Genomic DNA, 24,381 nt, shown 5'->3' with positions numbered 1-24,381 from the left:
AAAAGCGAGCTGCAAAAAGAGCTGGCCGACGTGCGCGCCAAAACCGCGCAGCTTCAACCTACGTTAGACAAGAGCATCTACAAGGAAGGCCTGATGGAACTGCGCGCCCCGCAAGACGGCGTCATCAAGGACCTGGCCACCACCACCGTCGGCGCCGTGGTGCAACCCGGCACCGTGGTGCTGACGCTGGTACCCCAGGGCGAGCAACTGTTCGCCGACGTCTCCATCAAAAACGACGACGTGGGTTTTGTGCAGGTAGGCCAGTCCGCCCAGGTCAAGCTCGCCGCCTACCCGTTTCAAAAATACGGCATGTTGATGGGTAAGGTCATCCACATCAGCGCCGACGCCACGCAGAACAACCAGGGCGGCAGCGGCGCGTCATCAGGCAGCTCCGGCACCAGCAGCAGCGATGCCGCGGCAGCAGCAGCCGCTGCCATGGCCACTTACAAGGTCCGCGTCAAGCTCGACGACCAAGTGCTCAAAGACCCGCAGGGTCGGGCGCTGGTCATCACCCCGGGCATGCAGGTCGTGGCCGAGATCAACCAGGGCAAGCGGACCGTGCTGGAGTATTTGCTGTCGCCCGTGCAGAAGGCGGTGCAGGAGTCGGGGAGGGAGAGGTGAGAGTGCGCAGCATAGTTATTGTGCGAGCACCTATGAAGCAGCAAAAAATATTGCTTAAGGGAAAGCGTGCCATCGTCTTCGGGGGGGGCTTGATTGCCGCCCTGATTTTGGGCGCATGCGGACGCCCCGAATCCATGGCTGCGACACGGCTTGTGTACTTGGCTCCTTATATGCCTTGCGAAAAAAGCGAGCCGGAGTTTGGTGACCCTGACTGCAGAGTCCTTCGCAAGCGGGATGCAGTGGTGGTTCTACGAATGCCCAAGCACTTCGGAGGGAACGTGAATCTCGATGCGCCTCGAAATCTGGAGGGAGGCCTTGTACTCATGCCCGATAGGGTGCTTACGACGGGAGAGGCGGATTATGTTGAGATGGAAAAAAAGGGATACCCCGCTGAATTTAATCCCAATGGACCTATCTCCGTAGTTTCATTCGCCGCCGTCTGGGGATGGTCGTCCTTGAATGATATCGGCCATGCGGCGGCACGTCGTCAGATGGCTGCAGCGGTGCCAGGTAGTGGTCTTTATGTAGAAGTCAAGCCGTACTTTGAAGGTTTCCAGACATACGACAAGCAGCAATGCGTAGACCACTTTGCACGATTCGAAAAAAACCTGGGGCGGGTATCGCCTTCAACAACCTGTGATTCGGGCAGGCATTACTTGCTGCCTATCGGTCGGCCCGATGTTTATGTGAGCTGCTCCAGGCCTGAGTACCGGAACGAAAAACCGTTTGCCGGACTTGGATGCATAGCCTTTTCAGCTATTGAGTTGCGTAACGTCGGCGGCCAATCTTTCTATTTTCGCTACAGCTATTTTGTGGCACCAGACTGGCTCAAAGACGGTCATTGGAAATACATCGATCGACGGCTACGCGACTGGATTAAATCAATGGACGTGACAGATCAGGAAACTTCAAAAGGTCAAAAATGAGTCTTACCATACAAGCTTTTATTCTGCTTTATGAAGCCTACAACCTCAAATGGCGCGGTAGCGTCGTTGCAAGTCAGGGGGTTCCAGCTGCGAGTCTGGTATTGCCTGACTACGCAGCTCCGCGGGTGCTGAGTGAGACAGTACCTAGCGGAATAACTATTTCCGAGAGCACACTTCAGCAGGCCGAATCTTTTCTGTCGCAAGGCCGAAGAGTAGACGCTTACATGCTGCTGGCTAATGCGACACAGAATCAGCAATTCTTACTCACCGCTCAAATATCGTCGGGCAGTGGCCCCTGGTTAGGTGGGCCCGCCATCAACGCCAATGCTCGCTTGGAATTGGCCAACTCCGGTGTCTATCCTGATTTTTCAATTGAGACGTTTTCCAACAAAATACTGGAAGCTGAAATAGTGGGGATACGTCAACACCCATCAACCGTGCCAGGTACTTTTGAAGTTCCTTCGGAGTTGGCGATCCTGAAATATGCAAGAGATACCGGATGGTATTTCGCGAAAGATCCGTTAGTAGGCGATCCTGCTCTGCGAGCATTATTCCCAGGAAATTTGCTGCTGCTATATCACTACGCAAAAACTGGCAACCAAGCCGCTTTTGAAGAAATAGTCTCTCAAGATGGTGAGGCTGCGATTCGTTCGCTTGTTGTGCAAGTCGGTAAAGCTGGGTGGTCTGAGACAACCGACATGGGCCCTCAGTTCGGGCTGACGCGAGCACAAGCACAAGCCCGTGCTGGACAAGGCGGTAGCGTTGAGGCCGCCACTGTGGCGGGTCAACCCGTCACGGTATATAGAGATGCCACGGGAAAGGCGTTCGCACTGTTTCGGCCGCAGGATGATTTGGCAACCGACACTGAGCCCGGCTTGGGGCTGTCTACTGTGCCTTACTCCCAGACGAATAATCCATTTGCATCCGAGGGCGGCTCTCCAGGTTATTTGTTGGCTGTAGCGGCAGGGTATCTGGCCAATGCAGATAGCCAAAATGATCGTGGCGCATTACTCGCATTTGCCAGCAACACTCGCACTGCCAACGATATCAACCTGCAGTTCAATCGTAGTGTGGTGCAGACCATTGCTAGCCTACACAGGCTGCTGGTAGATCCCGACGCTGTCATGCCGGCGGGCGGGGATACGGCTGAAGGGTTGACCCGCCTCGCGGGGTTGCTTCAAAAATCGGAACTTTCCGGTTCACAAGTTTTAGTTTCGCTGGTTGGAAAACCACCAGTCACACTGGCTTCCCTAGCCTCCAATGTGGGGGGTAGCGGTCAGGCATATCGTTATGCGCTCAAAAATCTCTCACTGCTTGCTGTGGTAAATGCAGATTACAACGCACTTGGGGTGGAAGAAGTTAACAGCTTAAAGCTTTACTCATCAGAAAACACTGCGGGCCTAACTACTCAATGGATTACTGATCGGTCTTTGATGCTGTCAAAGCTAATTGAACTGGGACAGAAGAACCTAGGTGTTGCGGGCGCGGTTGACGAAAAGAGCCATCGCAGCAACAGGACGTACATTGATTTTGCATCGGGCTTAACTGTAAAGACTCGCGGCTCCGCCGCAAATGCGGGAGCAGTGGAGTCGCAACAAGTCCTATTTGGTAATGATCAAGACAATGGATTGATCGGAGGCGATGCAGCGACGCAAGGAGAGGGTGATGCACTTTATGGTGGTGCAGGTAACGACTATCTTGATGGAAAAGCCGGAGACGACTATCTTGAAGGCAACACCGGCAACGACACCATAGACGGCGGTGTCGGCAGCGATTTACTCTTAGGCGGAGCAGGCGACGACACCCTCCTAGGCGGCGAAGGCGACGATACCCTGCTTGGCGGCCAGGGATCCGACACCTACCGCATCACCGCAGGGCAGGGCTTTGACACCCTGACCGACAAGGACGGAAAAGTCGAACTGACGATTGACGGGGTCGTCGTGACGCTGGCCGGTGGCCATGCCGTCGCCGGCTCCGCCAACACCTGGGTTGGCCATGAAGGCCGGGTTTTTTACAGCCTGATTCCTTCGGCCGGCACCACCGGCGCGATGGATCTGATCGTCACGACCACGGCTGGCGCTTTCAGGGTGCGAAATTTTGAGAGTGGTGACCTTGGCATTGCGCTGGAGGGCACAGTGCCCGACACCACGGTACGCACAACGCGTGGCCCAGGGAGTTACGATCACATCGGCGCTGAAAACTTCACGCTCACCGCGCCTTACAACTCCTTCGTACTCGAGCAGCGAGGCGACCACGACAAAATCGTTGTCGACAGCAACAACGATGCATGGGTATTGCCCGATTTTGGCGGTAGTGCCACGGACGCTGGCGATACGTTGATTGGGGGCGGTGGCAACGACCTGTTGGTCACCGGCATGGAAGATTCCAGAAGCCAATATGAGTTGGTGGGCAATCCCGGCATCGGCCTCATCTCGCCCATCTACAACCCGGCTGGCATTACAGACGATGGCCGTCAGTACCGATACCTTTTCAGCTACGCGGATACTGTTCAGGACGTCGGCGTGGACCACATTGAAGGCAATGCCGGCGCTGACGTGCTCTCCGGCGGCAACCGGCACGACGAGATGCTGGGCGGCAGCGAAGGCGACCTGCTGTTCGGCGGCAGGGGTGCGGACTACCTTGACGGTGGCACAGGCAATGACCTGCTTTTTGCCAGCCACTCCATCGAGCGCCAGCGGCTTACCGAGTTTGCGGCCCTGCTCCCCGGCCAGACTGTGGTCGCCAGCTCGACAGTGGACGGGACCCCGATGTGGCGCCTGCTGAGCGCCGAGGTGAACGGCACCCTGAGTTACAGCCTGCAAGGTTTGCGGATCGTCGATACCACCAACCAGATAGACCGCCCCTTGAGCCTGAACCTGGGCTACTACGTGGATGGCAGCAGTTCCATCTACGGCAACGGCGGCGACATGCTTTTCGGCGGCACGGGCGATGACATGCTGATAGGCTCGCATGCCACGGATTACCTTTACGGTGAACAAGACAACGACACGCTTTACGGCCGGGGTGGTGCGGACAGGCTTGAAGGCGGCGGCGGCAGCGACATTTTGTATGGGGATGGCGTGCCGGGCGACCTGACGTCGTGGGCCGCAACGCCCACCGCGCTCGACGGCGCCGATTATTTGGACGGCGGATCCGGCAATGATTTTCTGTACGGCGGTGGCGGCGATGACGAATTGATAGGCGGCGAGGGAATAGACCGGTTGTATGGCGGTGATGACAACGATACCCTGACAGTGGGTGCGGGTGACTATGCCGAAGGGGGCTCGGGCGAGGACACCTACAAAATCAATGGCAATGCCGAAGTGGTTGATAACGCCGGAAAGAACCGCTACGCCATAGACGCGGCCCTGGCGACGGTGGTCAAACTCAGTGACATCTCACACGCGGCCGGCACGCTGGAGATCGTCAATGCCGGCAGTGGCGGCAATGCGCCGGTGTTGACCTTCCTGCCGGATGGCACACAGGTTTTAAGCATTGGGGGGCTGCGGGTGCAGGGCACAGGCTGGACCGATGGTTCCCTGGCGTCCGTCAGCGTTGACGGCCGGACTTATACCGCCAGGGAACTGCTGGCGCGCAGTCCCACACCGCGCGCCGTGGAGGTCACTGCCGTCAACCAGGAAATCGTCACGGGCCTCGGGGACGACAGCATCACGGTGCACGGGAGTGGCAATACGGTTTCCGCGGGCAAGGGTAACGACCAGATACGGCTGGAGTCGGCCGGCAACACTGTGGAAGTTGAGTCTGGTGATGGACGGGATACGGTGAGGCTGGCTACCGGCGTCCTGGCGGCCGCCTCGGCGGTCACCATCGCCCTGGGTGACCAAGCCGATCTGGCCAGCTTGCGCATCGGCCTGGTGCAGCGTAACGCCAGGGCCGTGGTGCTTTACCTCGACTCGACCGGCACCGACAGCATCACGCTGGAGCCCGACTACGGCGATGGCGACGTGGAGCAGTTCCTGGCCAACATCGTGGTAACGGCCGGAGGCCAGACCACCACACTCGCGGGCCTGCTGGCGGCCGGCCAGGAAATCCAGGGGGACGCGGGCGACAACTACCTCATGGCGTTCAACAAGCCGAGCGTCCTGTCGGGAGCGGCGGGCAACGATGTACTGGTGGGCAGCGTGTTCAACGACACGCTCGACGGCGGCTCTGGAAACGATACGCTGGCGGGCGGCGCAGGTAACGATGAATATGTTTGGGGAAGGGGCGGCGGCAACGACACCGTGAACGAAGAGAGCGGGTCCAACACCGTGCGCTTGAGCAACTTGCTGGCCGCTGACATTGTGGTCCGTAACGACGGTGGCGACCTTTTTATCCGGGTGACTGATACCAATGAGTGGCTTCGGATTTCGGGTGGATTTTTTACCGAAGCTTCGCAGTCACCCATCGCAAAAGTTGTCTTTGCGGATGGCGTCGAATGGGACATGGCGGCCCTTCGGCTCCAGGCATTGCAAGGCAGTGCTGAGGGCGATTCGATATGGGGCTTTGGCACCGACGACACGCTCGAGGGCGGTGACGGCAATGACGATCTCAGGGGCGGCGGAGGTGATGACCGCCTGATCGGTGGTGCCGGAAATGACAGCCTGGGCGGCGACTCGGGCAGCGACACTTTTGTTTGGGGGCGCGGCGATGGCAATGACCAGATTTATGACTGGGGCGGAACCGACGACGCCGTGGAGTTCCGGGGACTGAACGCTTCGGATTTGACGATGGTCCGGTACAACGGCGGGGAAGTGTTTTTCTGGATCAACGACACGGGTGAAAGGCTGGCCATCACGCAGAGTTTTTACTCGCTGGAGGAAAGTTTTTACACCGTTGAATGGTTGCGGTTCGCGGACGGGACCAACTGGAATATCCAGGACCAATCGCTCAATATCGAGCTGAGGGAACGCCACCAGTTCGACCAGATACTGACGGGCTGGTCACTGGGCGACCACATCGTGGGCGGTGATTTGGACAATTACCTTTACGGTGTGGGCGGCGACGACATCCTTGATGGCGGGGCCGGCCATGACGAGTTGTATGGCGGTGTAGGCAATGACACATATATTTGGCGCGCGGGTTCGGGCGATGACATCGTCAGCGATTACGACGGGCAGTACGGCCAATACGACCCGGACGGCACCTACCACGGCGGCGGGGGTTTTGACAGCGTCAAGCTGACGGGACTGGACCCGTCCGATGTCCTGCTGAGCTACGAGCCAGGAAACCTGGACCTCATCATCCAGATTATTTCCACCGGTGAAACATTGACGGTGAGGCAAGGCATCAATCCCGAGGCCACGGATTATTTGCTGGAACGCATTGTTTTCGACAACGGTGTGGCCTGGAACACGGACGACATATGGGCGCAGATTATCGCGAGCCACGTCAACCATGCCCCTGAAGTGATGTACACGCCGGCAGACCAGGAAATCGAGCCGCAGGGCATGGTCCGCCTGGATATTCGGTCAGACATGTTTTATGACGAGGACGGCGATTCACTCACCTACAGCGTCACCCTTGCCAACGGCGACCCCTTGCCTGAATGGCTGGTCTTCGACGTCGATTCAATGAGGCTTGAGGGCATCGCGCCATCAGGCCTTACCGGGGTGTTTTCGCTTGCCATCAAGGCCGTGGACTTCTTCGGGCTGGAGACGTCGACGAATTTCACGTTCACGCTTGTTGCCTCTGACGTGACGGTCCAAGGCACGGCAGGTCACGACACCCTCTCGGGCACCCCCGGCGCGGATGTGATCTCAGGCGGCGCAGGTAACGATACGCTCGACGGTGGCGCCGGCGACGACGTCTACCGGTTCAGGCGCGGCGATGGGCTGGACATCGTCAACGAGCACGACGATACGGAAGGCAATGTAGACACCATCCGATTTGGCGGCGGCATTGCCTCGTACGAGGTCTATGTCACCCGCGACTCTTCCTTGAACCTATACCTGAGCATAGACGGCACCGGGGATCGCGTACAGCTCAGCAACTGGTTTGAAAACGATGCCCACCGGGTCGAGCGGGTTCTTTTTGCCGACGGCACCGTGTGGACCGCCGACGACCTCATCGGCATGGCCATGTTTTACCCCAGCGAAGGCGATGACTACCTCAGGGGGTCTGCAGGCGCCGACTTTTTCCCGGGCATGGGCGGAAGCGACTTCCTGGCCGGGGAGGGTGGCAACGACACGCTGTACGGTGGCTACGGCAACGACTACCTGGAAGGCGGCACAGGCAACGACCGCCTGTGGGATGCCGACGACAGCAATTACTACAACGGCGGCGCAGGAGTCGATAACCTGCGGGGCAGCGGCGCGGCCGACTTCTTGATGGGCGGCACCGGCAACGACGTCATCATGAGCGGGGACGGCCCCGACGTGATCGCCTTCAACGTGGGCGACGGCCAGGACACGGTGTCCCTGGACGGCACGCCGCAGAGCCATGACGACACCATCAGCCTGGGCGGCGCCGGCCTGGACTACGCCAACCTGAGCCTGCGCAGGAGCGGCAATGAGTTGGTGCTTCAGGTCAGCGGGAGTGACTCGCTAACCTTCACGAACTGGTACGGCGACCCGGCCAACCAGACCGTGCTGAACCTGCAACTGGTGGCAGAGGCCATGACCGGCTTTGACGTCGGCTCCAGCGACCCGCTGCTCAACAAGAAGATCCAGACCTTCGACTTCCAGGGCCTGGTCAGCGCATTTGATGCTGCGCTTGCGGCCACGCCATGGTTGAGCAGCTGGGCACTGAGCAACGGACTCACTCAGTTCCACCTGGCCGGCAGCGACAGCGCAGCACTGGGTGGGGACCTGGCCTACCACTACGGTGCGGACGGCACGCTGGCAGGCATCGGCCTGGGCAAGGCGCAGGACGTGTTGACGAGCGCGCAGTTCGGCGCCCAGGCGCAGACGATTCACTCGACGGCGAGCCTGCAGGAAGGTTTGATCCGTCTGGGTTGAGTCGCCATGCGGGGGGCCCTTTCGGCAACGGAAGGGGTATGTGGAAAGGCGGTTTGCTTAAAGCGGCATGCTTCAATATACTGTACATAAATACAGTATTTGGTTATACCGCTTTCGTCCAGGCCGCCTCCCCACCCCCGTACCCCATGTCCGACGCCATCATCCCCATCCACGCCATCAAGGGCCGCGGCACCGCCACGCGCATCGCGCACCGGTTTGAGAAAGACGTGCGCGCGGCCTGGGACGACGGCTGGGGCACGCTGGAAGAGGGCGCGGCGGGCGAGGCGCCCCGGCTGGAAACCACGGTGACGATGGAAGACGCCCGCAGCGCCATCGTGCGCAACGATTCGCCGGACATCTTTTTTGACTACAGCATCAATCCCTACCGGGGCTGCGAACACGGCTGCGTGTATTGCTATGCGCGGCCCACGCACAGCTACCTCAATCTTTCGCCGGGGCTGGATTTTGAAACAAAGATCATCGCCAAGCGCAACATCGCCGAGGTGCTGCGCGCCGACCTGAGCAAGCGCAGCTATGTGCCGCAGCTGCTCAACATCGGTTCGGCGACCGATTGCTACCAGCCGGCCGAGCGCGAATTGCGGCTGACGCGCGGCGTGATCGAGGTGATGCGGGAGGTCAGCCATCCGTTTTCATTGATCACCAAGTCCAGCGGCGTGGAGCGCGACCTGGACCTGATCGCGCCGCTGGCGGCCGACAAGCTGGCTGCTGTCTACGTGACCATCACGACGCTGAACGGCGATCTCGCACGCAAGCTGGAGCCGCGCGCCGCCGCACCGCACCGCCGCCTGCGCACCATACGGGCCATGGCCGAGCATGGCGTGCCGGTGGGGGTGAGTGTGGCGCCGCAAATTCCTTTTGTGACCGAGGACATGGAGCAGGTGCTGGAGGCGGCCTGGGAGGCGGGTGCGCGCTCGGCGTTTTACACCGTGATCCGCTTGCCCTGGGAGGTGGCGCCTATTTTCAAGGAGTGGCTGGAGCTGCACTACCCGCAGCGCGCCGCGCGCATCATGGCGCGCATTCACGAGATGCGCGGCGGCAAGGACTACGACAGCGATTTCGCCTCGCGCATGAAGGGCTACGGCCTGTGGGCCGACCTGATCAAGCAGCGCTTTGAGAAAGCCTGCAACCGGCTGGGCTTTAACCGCCAGCGCGTGGAACTGGACATGAGCCGTTTCAGGCCGCCGGGTGCGGCGGGGCAGGGCAGTTTGTTCTGAACGTATAGTGCAAAGCTCTAAAAGGAGTTCAGCGTGGCATTCGACTGGAAACATTCATCGGACGACGTGGATTGGGACGCGCTCTCGCACCTTTACCGGGTTGCTCCTCTGGGCGAGAAGAAACCGGTGGACCTCCAGGTCGTGTTCTCCAACAGCCTGTTCAAATGTTTTGTGTATGACGGCGGCAAGCTGGTCGGCGCCGGCCGCGCGCTGGCCGACGGCATGGACTGTTCCTACATCTGCGACATTGCGGTGCACCCGGAGCATCAGGGGGTCGGCCTGGGCAAGGACATCGTGTCTTCACTGGTCGCTTTGTCCAGGGGGCACAAGAAGATCATTCTTTATGCGGTGGCCGGCAAGGAGCCGTTTTACCGCAAGCTGGGCTTCAGGCGCATGCTGACGGCAATGGCGATTTTTGTGAATACCGACCAGGCGCTGCAAAACGGGTTGATCGGCGACGACTGAATTGGTTTTGCTCCTTCCCCCTCTGGGGGAAGGCAGGGATGGGGGCTGGCGGCGATGGCGCGTTCGCCGGCCTGCTTGAGGCCGCTGGCCCTCACCCTAACCCTCTCCCAGAGGGAGAGGGGACAAAACGGGGAGAGGGAACAAGAACCGAGGATTGGCTCCTTCCCCCTCTGGGGGAAGGCAGGGATGGGGGCTGACGGCGATGGAGCGTTCGCTGGCTTGCTTGAAGCCGCAGGCCCTCACCCTAACCCTCTCCCAGGGGGAGAGGGGATAAAGCGGGAGAGGGTACAAACCTAGCGCAGGTAGCTGCGGTTCAGCCGCACCTCAAGCTTTTTCTGCAGCGTCTCAAACGACGCACTCATGGCCCAGTAAATCCCCGCCGCCGCGAGGTACAGCGGGAAGGGCTGGAAGGTGGTGGCGATCACTTCCTTGGTGGCAAGCATCAGTTCACCCACGGCGATCACCGACACCAGCGAGGTGTCCTTGATCAGGCTGATCAGGCTGTTGGACAGGCTGGGCACCGCGAGCCTGAGGGCTTGCGGGCCGATGATGTAACGCAGCGTCTGCGCCTGCGTGAGGCCCAGGCTGCGGGCCGCGTTCCACTGCCCGTGCTCCACGCCGTTGATGGCGCCGCGTATCGTCTCCGACAGGTAGGCGCCGACGTTGAGGCTCAGGCCCAGGATGCCGGCGCTGATGGGGTCAAACTGTATGCCTATGCTGGGCAGGCCGAAGTAGATGACGAAGAGCTGCACCAGCAGCGGCGTGCCGCGCATGCAGCTGACGTACAGCGCCGCGAACTGCGACAGCCCCGGCACCTTGGCCAGCCGCGTGATCGCCACAACGGTGCCGATGATGGCGCCGAAGAACACCGAGGCCACCGCGAGCAACAGCGTCCATCCCGCGCCCTTGAGCATCAGCGGCAGGGCGTCGCGCAGCAACTGGGTCAAGCCAGACAAGTCCATGGGGAGTCTCCACAAATAAAAACCCCGGCAGAGAGCCGGGGTTGTTTCAGGCGCCGAAGGATGGCGCGCGGCTGGACGAATGTTACTTCGATTACTTTGCGACAGGCGGCTTGCTCACGTCGCGGTCAAACCATTTGGTGGAGATTTTTGCGAAGCTGCCGTCGGCCTGCAGGTCGGCCAGCGCCTTGTCGATGGCGGCCTTGAACTTGGGGTTGTTCTTCACGAAGGGAATGCCGGATTTTTCGAGGTCGCCGACGGGCGCGCCGGGCTTGAGCGGCAGCTTGGTCTGCTTGACGATGTAGGGGATCAGCAGGCTGTCATTCAGCGCCGCGTCGATGCGGCCCAGGGCCAGGTCCTGCAAATACTCCTGCGCGCCGGGGTAGGTCTTGACGTCGATGCCGCCCACTTTTTTGGCGATGTCGGCGTAGTTGGTGCCCTGGCCCAGGCCGAGCTTCTTGCCCTTGAGGTCGGCCAGCGTCTTGAACTCGCGCTTTTCATCCTTGCGGATGATCAGCTGCGGCGCGGAGATGGTGTAGGGCTCGGAGAAGTCAAAGGTCTCCTTGCGCTTGTCGGTGATGCCGACCTGGTTGATCACCACGTCGTACTTGCCGGCCTGCAGGCCGGCCAGGATGGCGCTCCACTCGCTGGTCGAGAACTCGGCCTTCACGCCAAGCTTTTGCGCCAGGGCATTGGCCAGTTCCACTTCAAAGCCGGCGAGCTGGCCGCCTTCCTTGTAGTTGAACGGGGGATACGTGCCTTCGAGCGCCACTTTGAGGGTGCCGCGCTGCTTGACGGTGTCCAGCAGGTCGGCGGCGCCGGCGCTGAAAGCGAGTGTGAGAAGGAGTGTGGAGGCCAGAGCCTTGCGGATATTCATATTCAGCCCTTGCATAAGAGAGTTGTTATTGAGATGTAGGTTGAATATTAAATCTGTTCGCCGTTCTGGTGCATGCCGCCCCAAAAAGGCCCTACAGCAAATCCGGATGCTGGAGCGACGCTTCAGGGTTTCGCGCAGTGGGCGTAGATGTCGAGCGCGGGCTTGTAGACGCTGGTCTGCACGTTCATCAAGCCCAGCACCGAATGAAAGTAGTTGTCGTGGCTCACGGGCGCATCGAGCTGCTGCTTGAGGCAGGCGGTCGTCACCTTGCTGCGTTGCTCGAAGCCGGGCGACAGCCAGGTGATCCAGGGCACGCGTTTTTGCACGTCGGGCGCGATGCCGTAGGGCATGCCGTGCAGGTAGAGGTTGTTCTCGCCCAGTGATTCACCATGGTCGGCCAGGTAGAGCAAGGCGGGCGCGCTGCGCGCTTCCTGCGCCTTCAGCCACTGGATCGCCGATGACAGCAACTGGTCGGTGTAGACGATGCTGTTGTCGTAGGCATTGAGCAGGCCTTCGCGGCTGCAGCTTTGCAGCGCGTTGTCGGTGCACTCGGGCAGGAATTTTTTGGAGGCCTGCGGCGAGCGTTTGTAATAGGCCGGGCCGTGGCCGCCCATTTGGTGCATCACGATCACCACGCCTTTGGCGCGCCGCTCGGCCGGCAACGCGGCGATGCGTTCATCGATGCCGTGCAGCATCACCTCGTCAAAACATTCACCGCTGTCGCACAGGCCCGGCACCTTGAGTTGCGTCGTGTTGACGTTGGGCACGCGGTCGCATGCGCCCTTGCAGCCCGACTGATTGTCTATCCACAGCACGGCCAGGCCCGCGCGCTGCAGCACGTCGAGCATGCCTTCATAGTTGGCGGGCCGTGAGTCGTAAGCCTCGCGCCCGAAGTTGGAGAACATGCAGGGCAGCGACGCGGCCGTGCTGGTGCCGCAGGACCAGGCATTGCGCTGGCTGGCGACGTCTTCCTTGGCCAGCAGCGGGTTGGTGGGGCGGGCATAGCCGTTGAGCGAGAAGTTGCCGCTGCGCGCGGTTTCGCCCAGCACCAGCAGCAGCAGCGGCGGCTTGCCCTGGGCCGTGTAGCTGGCGCCGAGTTTCGCGTCTTCACCGAGCGGCAGCACGATGGATTCGTCGCGCTGGAAGGGCTTGGCCGCGATGGCGCCCAGCGCGTAGAAGGAGTTGAGCGGGTTGATCAGGTAGCGCACATGCGTGTAGTTGCGCATGACCGAGGCAATGCTCTGGAAGAAAAGAAACACCACGAGCACCAGCAGCAGGCAGGACGCGGTCAGCGTGGCGGCATTGGCCAGCACCTGGCGCGCGGCGCCGGTGCGCCTGACCTTTTGCCGCCACACAAGAACCATGGGCAGCACCGCCAGCACCAGCACCGTGGCCAGCAAGCGCCAGTTCAGCAAATCGCGTGTTTCGCGCACGTCGGTCTGCAGGGTGTTGACCATCATGGTCTTGTCGATGACCACCCCATAAGTCATCATGAAGTAGGCGCCGAAGGCCGCCGAGAGCAGGAAGAGGGTGATGGCCGGCTTGAGCGTCCAGCGCCAGGCCAGCAGGCTGAGCAATGCGGTGGTGGCCAGCGCGATCACCAGCGCCAGCGCAATGCTGATGGTGAAGGCCTGGCCGGCGCTCAGGCCCGGCAGGCGGGACAACTCGCGCCACAGCGCCACATTGCAGATGGTGGCGATCCAGAGGCTGGCCAGCACCACCAGCCACAGCGGGCGCATGCCGGCAGCCTGGCGGACAGTTGGCAAAGGAGCGGGCCGCGTAGCGGACGATGAGGCGGGAGTGGCGGGGCGCGGCGGCATAGCGCTGGATTGTATTGGGGCGGCCTTAGCTGAGGCTTAAGGCCACGGGTGGCGGCGTGTCAGGTGGCAGTGGCCAGATCCAGCTGTAGCGCATGGTGCCGCAGGTGCTCGGCCATGAAGGTGGTGATGAAGTAATAGCCGTGGTCGTAACCCGCATGGCGGTGCAGCGCCAGACGTTGGCCGGCTTGCGCGCAGGCCGCTTCAAACAGTTCGGGGTACAGCTGTTCGGCAAGAAATTTGTCGGCCAGCCCCTGGTCTATGCGTATGCCGCCGGGGTAGGGCGCGGCTGGCATGCGCGTCATCAAGGCGGTGGCGTCGTGTTCGGCCCAGAGAGATTCATCGCTGCCGAGATAGCCGGTGAAAGCCTTACGACCCCATGGACATTCGCTGGGTGCGCAGATGGGCGCGAAGGCCGAGACCGATTTGAAGATATCCGGGTGCCTGAGCGCGAGTGTCAGCGCGCCGTGGCCGCCCATCGAATGGCCGAAGATGCCGATACGGTTTGCGTCCAGCGGCAGCGAGTCAGCCAGCAAGGGCAGCAGTTCCGCCGTCAGGTAGCTTTCCATACGGTAGTGCTGTGACCAGGGTGCTTGCGTGGCATCGAGGTAGAAGCCGGCGCCCACGCCGAAGTCCCAGCTGTCGGTTTCGCCTGGAACCTTGGCGCCGCGCGGGCTGGTGTCGGGCGCGACCAGGGCCAGGCCCAGCTCGGCGGCCAGGCGCTGCGCGCCGGCCTTGGTCATGAAAGTCTCTTCGTTGCAGGTCAGGCCCGCGAGGTAGACCAGCGCGGGCACCTTGTCGCCGGCCGTGGCTTGCGGCGGCAGGTACACCGAGAAGCGCATGGGCAGGCCGATCTCGCGCGAGCCGTGCTGGTAAAAGCGCTGCAGGCCGCCGAAGCAGGCGTGTTCGCTGAGGAGTTCGGGTGCGTTCGCCATGCCGCTCAGTACAGGACTACGCCGCGGATGGATTCGCCACTTTTCATGAGGTCGAAACCCTTGTTGATATCTTCCAGCGGCATGGTGTGCGTGATCAGGTCGTCGATATTGATCTTGCCTTCCATGTACCAGTCGACGATTTTCGGCACGTCGGTGCGGCCGCGCGCGCCGCCGAAGGCCGAGCCTTCCCACTTGCGGCCGGTGACGAGCTGGAAGGGCCGGGTGCTGATCTCGGCGCCGGCTTCAGCCACGCCGATGATGATGCTGCGGCCCCAGCCCTTGTGCGTGCATTCCAGCGCCTGGCGCATGACCTTGGTGTTACCTATGCATTCAAAGCTGTAGTCGGCGCCGCCGTCGGTCAGCTGCACGATGGCGTCGACCACGTTCTCGGTGTCCTTGGGGTTGATGAAATGCGTCATGCCGAACTTGCGCGCCATTTCCTGGCGCGCGGGGTTGATGTCGACGCCGATGATCTTGTCGGCGCCCACCATCTTCGCGCCCTGGATCACGTTGAGGCCTATGCCGCCCAGGCCGAACACCACGACGTTGGCGCCGGCTTCGACCTTGGCGGTGAAGAGCACGGCGCCTATGCCGGTGGTCACGCCGCAGCCGATGTAGCAGACCTTGTCGAAAGGCGCGTCTTCACGGATCTTGGCCAGCGAGATCTCCGGCGCGACCGTGTAGTTGCTGAAGGTCGAGGTGCCCATGTAGTGGAAGATGGGTTTGCCGTCCAGGCTGAAGCGGCTGGTGGCGTCGGGCATCAGGCCCTTGCCTTGTGTGCCGCGTATCAGCTGGCACAGATTGGTTTTGCGCGACAGGCAGAACTTGCACTGCCGGCATTCGGGCGTGTAGAGCGGGATGACGTGGTCGCCTTTTTTGAGCGTGGTCACGCCCGGGCCGACGTCGACCACGATGCCCGCGCCTTCATGGCCCAGGATGGCCGGGAAGATGCCTTCCGGATCGGCGCCCGACAGCGTGTAGTAGTCGGTGTGGCAGATGCCGGTGGCCTTGATCTCGACGAGTACTTCGCCGAATTTCGGGCCTTGCAGGTCCACGGTTTCAATGGTCAGGGGCTGGCCTGATTTCCAGGCGACGGCGGCTTTGGTTTTCATGATGGGGGGCTTAAGTAGGGGAGGAGCGTAAGGCGCGTTGCGCTGCGTAAGGCACTATAAGCCAGTCCCCCGGCGCGCCGCCTGAAAGATGTTTCATTTTGAGAAAACCCCCGCGGCGCGGGCCCTCAAGGAAAAAGCCGCCTGGCCCCGTAAAGGGCACAAGCGGCTGTCGATCAAAAGAGCAGCCGGCCAGGCTGGCGGCAGGCCTTAGCGGCCGGCTTCTTTCAGGTACTGCGTGCGCGCGGCGACCGCGGTGTCGGTGAAATCGGTGAACACGCCGTCCACGCCGGCGCGGTAGAAGGCAAGGTACTCGGCCTTGGCATCGCCCTGGTAGTCGGCTGCCAGGCGGCGGCGCTCATCGCGGAAGGTGAAGGGATGAACGAAGAGGCCTGCCTTGTGCGCATCGGCCACAAAGCTGGTGGCTTGGGTCGAGGTCGAATCGGCGTCGTTGAACTTGCCGTCGCGGTTGATGTCGACCTGTTTGCCGTCCGCGCCCATGGTGCCCTTGGTGCTGATGATGTAGCGCTTCCAGGGGCCGATGCCGTCGGCATAGGTCTTGATCTCGGCCAGGCCGGCGGGCGTAGCCATCACGTCAAAGAAGCGCTTGTCGCCGGCCTTGGTCCAGTCGTAGGGGCGGTCGGTCGGAACGGCATAGGTCACGCGGCCGGTTTTCGGGTCAATGCCGTCGCCGTCGACGAGCTGGATCAGGCGCGTGTTCAAGCCCTTGCTCTTCATGTACTTGAGGCTGCCCGGTTCAAACGACTGCACGTAGATAGGCGCGGTCTTGCTGTTCCAGCCCTCCGCGTTGATCATCGCGATCAGCTTGTCTTCCAGCGGCAGGCCGCGTTCGCGGAAGTAGGTCGGGTTCTTGGTTTCCGGGTAGATCGCAATCGTGCGGCCGGTCTTGATGGACTGGGCCTTGGCCAGGTCGATCACTTCCTGGAGGGTCGGCACCTTGAACTGGCCGTTGAACTGCTGGGGGCGCTCGGCATCTGTCGAGATGGCGCCCAGCGTGCGAATTTCGGCAAAGGTGAATTCATCGCTGAACCAGCCGGTCTGCGTTTCACCGTCGACCTGGATGGTCTTCTTGCGCGAGGCGAACTCGGGGTGCTTGGCCACGTCGGTGCTGAAGGCCAGGTTGGGGTCATGGCGCGTCATCAGCACGCCGTCTTTGGTGGAGATCAAATCCATCTCGATCACGTCGGCGCCGAGTTCGATGGCGCGCACATAGGCTTCGAGTGTTTCTTCGGGCAGGTAACCGGAAGCGCCGCGGTGGGCGATGACCAGCGGCGCCTTGCCGTCGAGTGTGGAGAAGCCGGCTTGCGATGGCGAGCCTGAGGACGAGCAGGCTGAAAGCAGTACGCTGCTGCAAACGAGGGCGAGCAAGCCGCTTTGTTTCAAGGCCTTGCGGGTCGATACGGTCATGGGTGTGTTTCCCTGAGTTAAAAGGGCGATCGTAGGCGTGGGATGACGACAGGCCTGTGACAGTGTGTCCAGCGGTGTGGGCAAAACAACAGGCGCAATTTTCCGGCCGGGCGGAAAAAAATGCCGGTCCGGTGGACCTGGCCCCGATACGCGTCCGCTGGATGCTGCCAGTGCAGCAGCTCTGCCGCGCAACTTCTGCTGCAATAATAGCCACGGAGGTCAGGGATGCAGCAAGAGAATTCAATCAACATCTCGCCGGGAGCTGGCGCACTTCTGCCTCTTCCCTATCATGAGGCGGTGGCCGGCTACCTCAAGGAGCGCGAGCCGGAAGTCTGGGCCTGGGCCCTTTCCGCGAGGTCGCGTGACGAGCATGCCCAGGCGGTCCGCGAAGAATTGCTCAAGCAGGCCTATCGCCTCGATGCGGCCACCTACCCCGACCTGCACCAGGCCGCCATCACGGCGGCCGCCCGGCTCGGGCTCGAGGTGCCGATCACGCTCTACCAGGGCAATGACGGCCAGATCAATGCCAGCCTCTACTTTCTGGTCGGCGAGGCGCATGTGGTGTTCTCCGGACCGCTGCTCGACCGTCTCACCGGCCCAGAGATAGCGGCGGTGCTCGGCCACGAGCTGGCGCACTACAAGCTCTGGAGCGAGGACGGCGGCATCTACCATGCGGCGGACCGCGTTCTCGAGGCCACTGCCGCCCACCCCGGCGCCACGCCCGCGCAACTGCAGACCAGCCGCCTGTTCCGGCTCTTCACCGAGGCCTATGCCGACCGCGGCTCGGTGGTTGCGAGCGGCTCGGTCGAAGCGGCCGTTGCCGCGTTGGTGAAGTCGGCAACCGGCCTGAGCAATGTGAGCGGCGCGAGCTATCTCGCGCAGGCGGCCGAGGTGGTTGCCAGGGAGCCGGCCGCATCGTCGCAGGCCAGCCACCCTGAATCCTTCCTGCGCGCCCATGCGCTCGGTCTTTGGGCCGGCGGCGACGCGCAGGCCGAGTCCTGGCTCGACGCCGCGCTTCGCGGCCCGCTGAGCCTGGACCAGGCTGATTGGGTTGCTCAGGTGCGGCTCGAATCTCTCACGCGCCGGGCGCTCGCGGAGATGCTGCGGCCGGCCTGGATGCGCAGCGACGCCACCCTGGCCCATGCGCGCAGGTTTTTCCCCGACTTCGGTGCCGGCGACAAGGCGGACGACTCCCTCGCGCAGGACCTGGCCGCGGCCCCGCAGTGCGCGGACTACATCAGCGCCTTGCTGATCGACATTGCCGCCAGCGACCGCGCGATGGAGGACGTCGCGTTCGCCCGGGTGCTCGAACTGGGCGACGCCTGGAACGTCGGCGACCAGTTGCAGGCGCGCATGCTGAAAGACCTCAAGATGCCGAAGCGGCAGTTCAGCAAACTCAGGCAGGGCGCGCGTGCCCTGCTGGACAAGACCGAAAAAAACCATGTCGGATGACGTTCCATTTATCCGCCTGCTCGAGGCGGGCGTCTCGCGCGGCGGGCTCCAGACCGAAGACGTGCTCGCGCTCGTGCTGCCCTTGTTCCGGGAAGTGGCCGGCCTTCATGCCGGTGAAAAAACCGCCGATCTGGACGGCCCGCGCAGCGTGGCGGTGCATGAAAGCGGCGCGCTTGCCCTGCGCGACCCGCAAGGCCATGCCGCGCGCGAGCGCCGCGATGCCGTGGAGAAACTGCAGGCGCCGGTGTCGTCCGTGCTGCAAGTGGTCGGTGAAAGCCGCGTAACCCAGGATCCGGCCGATTACACCTCCGAGGACCTTTCGGTCGCCAGCGCGCCCGCGGCCGAAGGGCTGACGCGGCCGGTGTACCTGCCGGGCTACCGCTGCTGGGAGCAGGTGGTCGGCCACCACGATGCCGTCACCGACATTTTCTGCCTCGGGCAAATGCTCGCCAGCCTTTCCTGCGACCTCGACTTCAGCGGCGAGGACGACGTGCGCTCGTTCGCGCGCCACCGGAACAACCTGTTCGAGCTTCAGCCCCGGCTGCATCCCGTGGTCGCGAGCATCATCGTCGAGATGACCGAGCTCGACCGCCGGCGGCGCGCCAAGGACCTGGCCTCGCTGATCACCCGCCTGGAAACCTACCGCGAGCAACCGCAGGACCTGGCGATCGAGCGGGTGCTGGCGGGCCAGACCGGCGAGGCGCGCCAGCAGCGCGCCATCCAGGCGCACCTGCGCGACCGGCTGTTCGACCTCTCGCGGCGCAACCGCCTGCTGCATTTCCGGGCTACGCAGTCTTCGGTGAACCTCACGGTCGCGAGCGTGCCGCTCGTGGTCGACATGAAGAACATCCGGCTCGACCAGCTCTGCGTCTGGAGCGGAAAGTTCGCCGCGGCCGTCGGCGGCGGCGACAAGGTGCTGCTGGCCAACTGGCTGCGCTTTGAGGACCAGCCCTACCTGCCGAGCGCGCTCGACCGCATCATGCAGGAAGACCGCCGGGACCGCGCCGAATTCGGCCTTTCGCAGCTTTCGCTTGTGCTCGCCTTTTTTCGCTGGCACAACCTCAAGGAGGCGAAGGACGAGCGCATCGTGTCGCCGCTGCTGCTGCTGCCGGTCGAGCTGACGCGCAAGAAGGGCGTGCGCGACCAATACGTGCTGCAGGCGCAGGCGCAGAGCGCGGAGGTCAACCCGGTGCTGCGCCACCAGCTGCGCACGGTCTATGGGATGGAGCTGCCCGAGACCGTGGACCTGACCGACGAGGCCCTTACGGCGTTTCACCGTTCGCTGCAGGCCAGTATCGTGGCCAGCGAGCCGGGCGTGCGGCTCAACCTGGTCGACAAGCCGGAGATCGAGCTGATCCACCAGCGCGCGCGCCAGCGGCTCGAGCAGTTCCGCCGCCGGCGCCGCAACACGCCGGTGCGCGCCGCGCCGCCGGCCGCGCTCGACACCGACTACAGCTATGCCGAGGACGACTTTCGCCCGCTCGGGCTCAAGCTCTTCCACGAGCGCGTGCGTCCCGCCGCGTTGCCGCTGCGCGATGCGCTCGGCGTCGCGCCGGCGCCGCGCCACCCGAACGTGGCGCCGGCCGCCGCCGGGGAGAACGAACGGACGACCTTCTCGCTGCGCGAGCGCACCGGCAACCCCTATGAATGGGACCTCGACCTCACCTCGGTGACGCTGGGCAACTTCAACTACCGGAAGATGTCGCTGGTGCGCGACTACAACGCGCTGGTCGAAGGCGACATCGCCAACGAGGCGTTCAAGCGCGTGTTCTCCCTCAAGCCGCGCGCGCTGGACGAGCAGCCCGCCGGGCCGATTGCGCTGGCCGACCGCTGGACGGTGGTGCCCGCCGACGCGACGCAGATGGCCGCCGTCTCCCTGGCCCGCTCGGGCGAGAGCTACATCATCCAGGGCCCGCCCGGCACCGGCAAGTCGCAGACCATCACCAACCTCATCGCCGACCAGGTGGGGCGCGGCAAGCGCGTGCTGTTCGTCTGCGAGAAGCGCGCCGCCATCGACGTGGTGTTCCACCGGCTGCGGCAGCAGCGGCTCGACGAGCTGTGCTGCATGATCCACGACTCGCAGACGGACAAAAAGGGCTTTGTGCTCGACCTCAAGCAGACTTACGAGCAGTGGCTGGCGAATGCCGATGTCTCGGAGGAACTGGTGCGACAGCGCGCGCGGGTCGCGGAGCTGGTGCAGGAGGACCTGGCGGCGCTTGAACGTTTCGACACCGCGATGCGCTCGGGCGGCGAGCCGGCAAGCCTTTCGGCGCATGCTTTGTTGCGGCGCCTGGTGGCGCTGGCGCCGCACGCGGCCGAACTGCCGGCCGCGGCCGCCGAGGCCTTGCCGCCGTACGCGGCGTGGCAGGCCCGCGGCGGGCTGGCACTGCGCATCGGGCAGGTGCTGCAGGAGGTTTTTGGCGTGTCCGCGCTGGCGGACCACGTGTTCGCGCGCCTGAGCGACGAGCTGGTGCGCGCGGAACAGCCTTTGGGCACGGTGCTGCGGCTCGTCGACGCGGCCGAGCCGATGCTGGACGCGACCGCCGATGCGCTGGCGTCGTTATGGCCCGAGGCGGCAAGCCTCGGGTGGGCGGAGCTGAAGCGGCTGGCGGATTTTTCGCACCGGCTGACGGCGCTCGGCGACAGCGCGTTTCACGGTTTGCTGGATGCGCAAAGCGATGCGTCCAGGGCCTTCGACAACGAGCGCGCCGCCATCGACGGGCTTGCCCGGCAGCTTGCCCAGGCACAGGCGCTCACGATTCATTGGCGGCGCAAGCTTGCGCCGGCCGACACGGCGCAGGCGCTGGCCCAGGCGCGCGCGCAGGAAGACTCCGCGCTGCGCTGGTTCTCGCCGTCGTGGTGGCGCCTGCGCGGTGTACTGAACGCGCACTACGGCTTCAGCGCGCATGCGATGAAGCCGAAACTCGCGCGCCTGTTGACGGAACTCTCTCAGGAGCACGAGGCGGTGGAGCAGTTGAACGCCGCGCGCGCGCGCTTCGCCGGGAGCTACGGCACGCCCGAGGTTGACAGCTACGCCAATGAGCTGCAGGCGCTGCGCGCGGATGTCCAGGCGCACGCGTCGCTGCGCGGTTTCTCGCAGGCCCTGGTGGCCGCGGGCGCGCGGATTTCGCCCGACGGCCTTACCGGCCTTGCCGCGCAAATAGACCGGCTCGCCCCGGTGCTGGCGTCATTTCTGCGCGACATCGACGCCCTTTCGCTCGACGGGCTCGGTGAGCTGGTGCGCGACCTGCGCGAGTGCGCCGACAGCCTGCCGGAAGTCCTGCCGCTGCTGCGCGAGTTGACCGATGCCGACCCGGCGTTCGCCGCCACATTGCACCTCGTCGCGTTGCCGCCCGAGGGCCTCGAGTACGTCATCGCGCGTGAAAGCCTGGAGCGGATTTACCGCAAGGAGCGCTGGCTGCCGCGCTTTGACGCCGCCGCGCTTGCGCGCCACGCCGAACGCATAGGCCTGGGGGAGAAACAGTTGCTGGAACTCAACGCCGACGTGGCCCGGGCGCTTGTGCGCCAGCGCTTTCGCGAGAACGTGCGGCGCTCGATGCTCGCCACCTCGCAGCTCGATGAAGGCGGCAAGCAGTTCAAAAAGTCTTATTCGGCGGGCCGGCGCGAGCTGGAGCACGAGTTCGGCAAGACCATGCGCTACAAGTCCATTCGCGAGCTGGCCAGCGGCGACACCGGCCGTGTCGTGCGCGACATGAAGCCGATCTGGCTCATGAGCCCGCTTTCGGTGTCAGACACGCTGCCCATGTCGGGCAAGGATTTTGACGTCGTGATCTTCGACGAGGCCAGCCAGATCCCGGTCGAGGAAGCGGTGCCGGCGCTCTACCGCGCGCCGCAGGTGATCATCGTCGGCGACGAGATGCAATTGCCGCCCACAAGCTTTTTCTCATCGGGCCGGGACGAGGAGGGCGAGAGCGTGGCGGTGGACGGGGACGAAGGCGAGCGGCTCTCGGTCGTGCTCGACGCGGACAGCCTGCTCAACCAGGGCGCGCGCAACCTGCCCGCGACGCTGCTGGCCTGGCACTACCGCAGCCGCTCGGAGTCGTTGATCGGTTTCTCAAATGCGGCGTTTTACGGCGGCAACCTGTACACGATCCCCGACCGGGCCTACGCCGCCGCGGAGCAGCCGGAGGTGGTCGTGCGCGACGCCTCGTCGGCGGACGCGGCGCAGGCCGGCGCGGCCGCGCTGCTTTCGCGGCCGGTCAGCTTTCACCACCTGCCCGATGCCGTGTACGCCGAGCGCTCCAACCTCGACGAGGCCGGCTACATCGCGCGCATGACGCGCGAGCTGCTCGCGCGCGAGGGGCACCCGAGCATAGGCATCGTCGCGTTTTCGGAAGCGCAGCAAAGCGAGATCGAAGCCGCGCTGGAGGCCTTGTCCGCGGCCGACGCCGAGTTCGCTGCGCGGCTGGAAGCCGAGTACGTCCGCGAGGAGGACGACCAGTTCTGCGGCCTCTTCGTGAAGAACCTCGAGAATGTGCAGGGCGACGAGCGCGACATCATCATCCTGAGCATCTGCTACGGGCCGGGCCCGGCGCCGGCGCGCAAGATGCTGATGAACTTCGGCCCGATCAACCAGCGCGGCGGCGAGAAGCGCCTGAACGTGATCTTCAGCCGCGCGCGGCATCACATGGCGGTCGTCACCTCGATCCGGCACGAGTCGATCACCAACGACTACAACGACGGCGCCGCGGCGCTCAAGCAGTTTCTCCGCTATGCGGAGCATTTGTCGCACGGGCAGGCGCGGCTTGCGCAGGGCGTACTCGAGGCGATGAACCCGGCGGCGCGCGGCGCGCTCGGCGGGCGGCACAAACCGGAGGATGTCATCGAGCAGCTCGCGCGGGCGCTGCGCGAGCGCGGGCATGTGGTGGATGCCCAAGTGGGGCAGTCCCGGTTTCGCTGCGAACTCGCGCTGCGCGACGGCGAGAGCGGGCTTTATCGCCTGGGCGTGCTCGTCGACACCGAGGCGCAGTACGGCAGCGGCGACGTGCATGAGCGTTATGTCTCGCGGCCGCGGATCCTCCGGTCGTTCAACTGGCACACCGTGCAGATCCTCTCGAAGGACTGGTTCCATCAACCTGAAGCCGTGATCGAGCAGATTCAGCGGGCGCTGCGCGACGGGCCGTCCAGCGCGCATTCGGAGCCGGACCTGCAGCCATTCGTGATGCCGCCGGCGGACTCGGATGCGGGCGCGGCGCAGGCTTTCCCGGCCGTGGCGCCGGCTGCCTCGCCGCTTGCTGCGGTCCCCTCCGGCGGGCCGGTGATGCGGCGCTTCGAGCACACGGAGGGCGGCTCGCGCAAGTTCTGGTCGATAGGCCGGAAGGAAATTGAAGTGGTGGTCTGCTACGGCCGCATCGATACCCGGGGCCAGACGCAGATCAAATGTTTCGCCAGCGAGGCGCGCGCGCAGCGCGAAGTGGAAAAACTGGTCGCGGAGAAACTGCGCAAGGGCTATGCGGAAGTAGCGGGCGCGGCGGGTGCGGCGTAAGGCACCCCGGCCGGGTGCCTTGTGGGCTTGCGTATCAGGGCGCGCGGCGATCGCCGCCGTGTCTCCTCAGGCCTGAACCGCCGGCCCTGCAG

General features: G+C 63.4%; 13 protein-coding genes. 7 read left to right on the top strand and 6 right to left on the bottom strand.

The window, feature by feature from the left end:
- The 5 genes from ACLV8F_RS20825 to ACLV8F_RS20805 all read left to right on the top strand — a co-directional run.
- A partial coding sequence (locus ACLV8F_RS20825; RefSeq protein WP_411886111.1) for an HlyD family efflux transporter periplasmic adaptor subunit occupies positions 1–621 on the top strand: 621 nt, incomplete at its 5' end.
- Between the two features lie 32 nt (positions 622–653).
- Complete coding sequence (locus ACLV8F_RS20820) at positions 654–1,547, top strand: hypothetical protein (RefSeq protein WP_411886110.1); 894 nt, start codon at positions 654–656, stop codon at positions 1,545–1,547.
- Positions 1,544–8,506: a calcium-binding protein gene (locus tag ACLV8F_RS20815; protein WP_411886109.1), complete on the top strand. Its 6,963-nt coding sequence runs from the start codon at positions 1,544–1,546 to the stop codon at positions 8,504–8,506. Before ACLV8F_RS20820 ends, ACLV8F_RS20815 begins: the two co-directional genes overlap by 4 nt.
- A gap of 146 nt (positions 8,507–8,652) precedes the next feature.
- The gene (locus tag ACLV8F_RS20810; protein ID WP_411886108.1) at positions 8,653–9,741 is read left to right on the top strand and encodes a PA0069 family radical SAM protein; all 1,089 of its coding nucleotides are present in this window, start codon (positions 8,653–8,655) and stop codon (positions 9,739–9,741) included.
- A 33-nt stretch (positions 9,742–9,774) separates the two neighbouring features.
- On the top strand, positions 9,775–10,206 hold the full coding sequence (locus ACLV8F_RS20805) for a GNAT family N-acetyltransferase (RefSeq protein WP_411886107.1): 432 nt from the start codon (positions 9,775–9,777) through the stop codon (positions 10,204–10,206).
- 293 nt (positions 10,207–10,499) lie between these two features.
- Here the strand turns inward: ACLV8F_RS20805 and ACLV8F_RS20800 are convergent, their stop codons facing one another.
- The 6 genes from ACLV8F_RS20800 to ACLV8F_RS20775 form a co-directional block, all read right to left on the bottom strand.
- Entirely contained in the window at positions 10,500–11,168 is a 669-nt protein-coding gene (locus tag ACLV8F_RS20800) for an amino acid ABC transporter permease (protein ID WP_411886106.1), read from the bottom strand.
- 91 nt (positions 11,169–11,259) lie between these two features.
- On the bottom strand, positions 11,260–12,042 hold the full coding sequence (locus ACLV8F_RS20795) for a transporter substrate-binding domain-containing protein (RefSeq protein WP_411886105.1): 783 nt from the start codon (positions 12,040–12,042) through the stop codon (positions 11,260–11,262).
- 122 nt (positions 12,043–12,164) lie between these two features.
- Positions 12,165–13,862, bottom strand: coding sequence for a phosphoethanolamine transferase (locus ACLV8F_RS20790; RefSeq protein WP_411886104.1), 1,698 nt, complete (start codon positions 13,860–13,862; stop codon positions 12,165–12,167).
- A gap of 59 nt (positions 13,863–13,921) precedes the next feature.
- Complete coding sequence (gene fghA / locus ACLV8F_RS20785) at positions 13,922–14,794, bottom strand: S-formylglutathione hydrolase (protein ID WP_411886103.1); 873 nt, start codon at positions 14,792–14,794, stop codon at positions 13,922–13,924.
- A gap of 5 nt (positions 14,795–14,799) precedes the next feature.
- Positions 14,800–15,906, bottom strand: a complete 1,107-nt coding sequence (locus tag ACLV8F_RS20780) for an S-(hydroxymethyl)glutathione dehydrogenase/class III alcohol dehydrogenase (protein ID WP_007868626.1) — start codon at positions 15,904–15,906, stop codon at positions 14,800–14,802.
- A 207-nt stretch (positions 15,907–16,113) separates the two neighbouring features.
- Positions 16,114–17,331 (bottom strand): glycerophosphodiester phosphodiesterase, encoded by a 1,218-nt coding sequence (locus tag ACLV8F_RS20775; RefSeq protein ID WP_411886102.1) that lies wholly within the window; start codon positions 17,329–17,331, stop codon positions 16,114–16,116.
- Positions 17,332–17,556: 225 nt separating this feature from the next.
- Here ACLV8F_RS20775 and ACLV8F_RS20770 point away from each other — a divergent pair, with 225 nt between their 5' ends.
- Positions 17,557–18,783 (top strand): M48 family metalloprotease, encoded by a 1,227-nt coding sequence (locus tag ACLV8F_RS20770; RefSeq protein WP_411886101.1) that lies wholly within the window; start codon positions 17,557–17,559, stop codon positions 18,781–18,783.
- Positions 18,773–24,289 carry an AAA domain-containing protein gene (locus ACLV8F_RS20765; RefSeq protein ID WP_411886100.1) on the top strand — a complete coding sequence of 1,839 codons (5,517 nt, stop codon included), beginning with the start codon at positions 18,773–18,775 and terminating at the stop codon, positions 24,287–24,289. The genes ACLV8F_RS20770 and ACLV8F_RS20765 overlap by 11 nt, the downstream gene beginning before the upstream one ends.
- Positions 24,290–24,381: the final 92 nt, after the last annotated feature.

The organism is Polaromonas sp. YR568 (assembly GCF_943369675.1).
Taxonomy (GTDB): domain Bacteria; phylum Pseudomonadota; class Gammaproteobacteria; order Burkholderiales; family Burkholderiaceae_C; genus Polaromonas.
Note: the sequence above shows the minus strand (reverse complement) of the source record. Positions and strands in the feature narration are given on the sequence as shown.

Coding starts and splice junctions, on each gene's coding strand:
- fghA (WP_411886103.1), bottom strand. CDS start 14,794: ATGGCGAACGCACCCGAACTCCTCAGCGAACACGCCTGCTTCGGCGGC.
- ACLV8F_RS20820 (WP_411886110.1), top strand. CDS start 654: ATGAAGCAGCAAAAAATATTGCTTAAGGGAAAGCGTGCCATCGTCTTC.
- ACLV8F_RS20765 (WP_411886100.1), top strand. CDS start 18,773: ATGTCGGATGACGTTCCATTTATCCGCCTGCTCGAGGCGGGCGTCTCG.
- ACLV8F_RS20790 (WP_411886104.1), bottom strand. CDS start 13,862: ATGCCGCCGCGCCCCGCCACTCCCGCCTCATCGTCCGCTACGCGGCCC.
- ACLV8F_RS20795 (WP_411886105.1), bottom strand. CDS start 12,042: ATGAATATCCGCAAGGCTCTGGCCTCCACACTCCTTCTCACACTCGCT.
- ACLV8F_RS20800 (WP_411886106.1), bottom strand. CDS start 11,168: ATGGACTTGTCTGGCTTGACCCAGTTGCTGCGCGACGCCCTGCCGCTG.
- ACLV8F_RS20810 (WP_411886108.1), top strand. CDS start 8,653: ATGTCCGACGCCATCATCCCCATCCACGCCATCAAGGGCCGCGGCACC.
- ACLV8F_RS20775 (WP_411886102.1), bottom strand. CDS start 17,331: ATGACCGTATCGACCCGCAAGGCCTTGAAACAAAGCGGCTTGCTCGCC.
- ACLV8F_RS20815 (WP_411886109.1), top strand. CDS start 1,544: ATGAGTCTTACCATACAAGCTTTTATTCTGCTTTATGAAGCCTACAAC.
- ACLV8F_RS20780 (WP_007868626.1), bottom strand. CDS start 15,906: ATGAAAACCAAAGCCGCCGTCGCCTGGAAATCAGGCCAGCCCCTGACC.
- ACLV8F_RS20770 (WP_411886101.1), top strand. CDS start 17,557: ATGCAGCAAGAGAATTCAATCAACATCTCGCCGGGAGCTGGCGCACTT.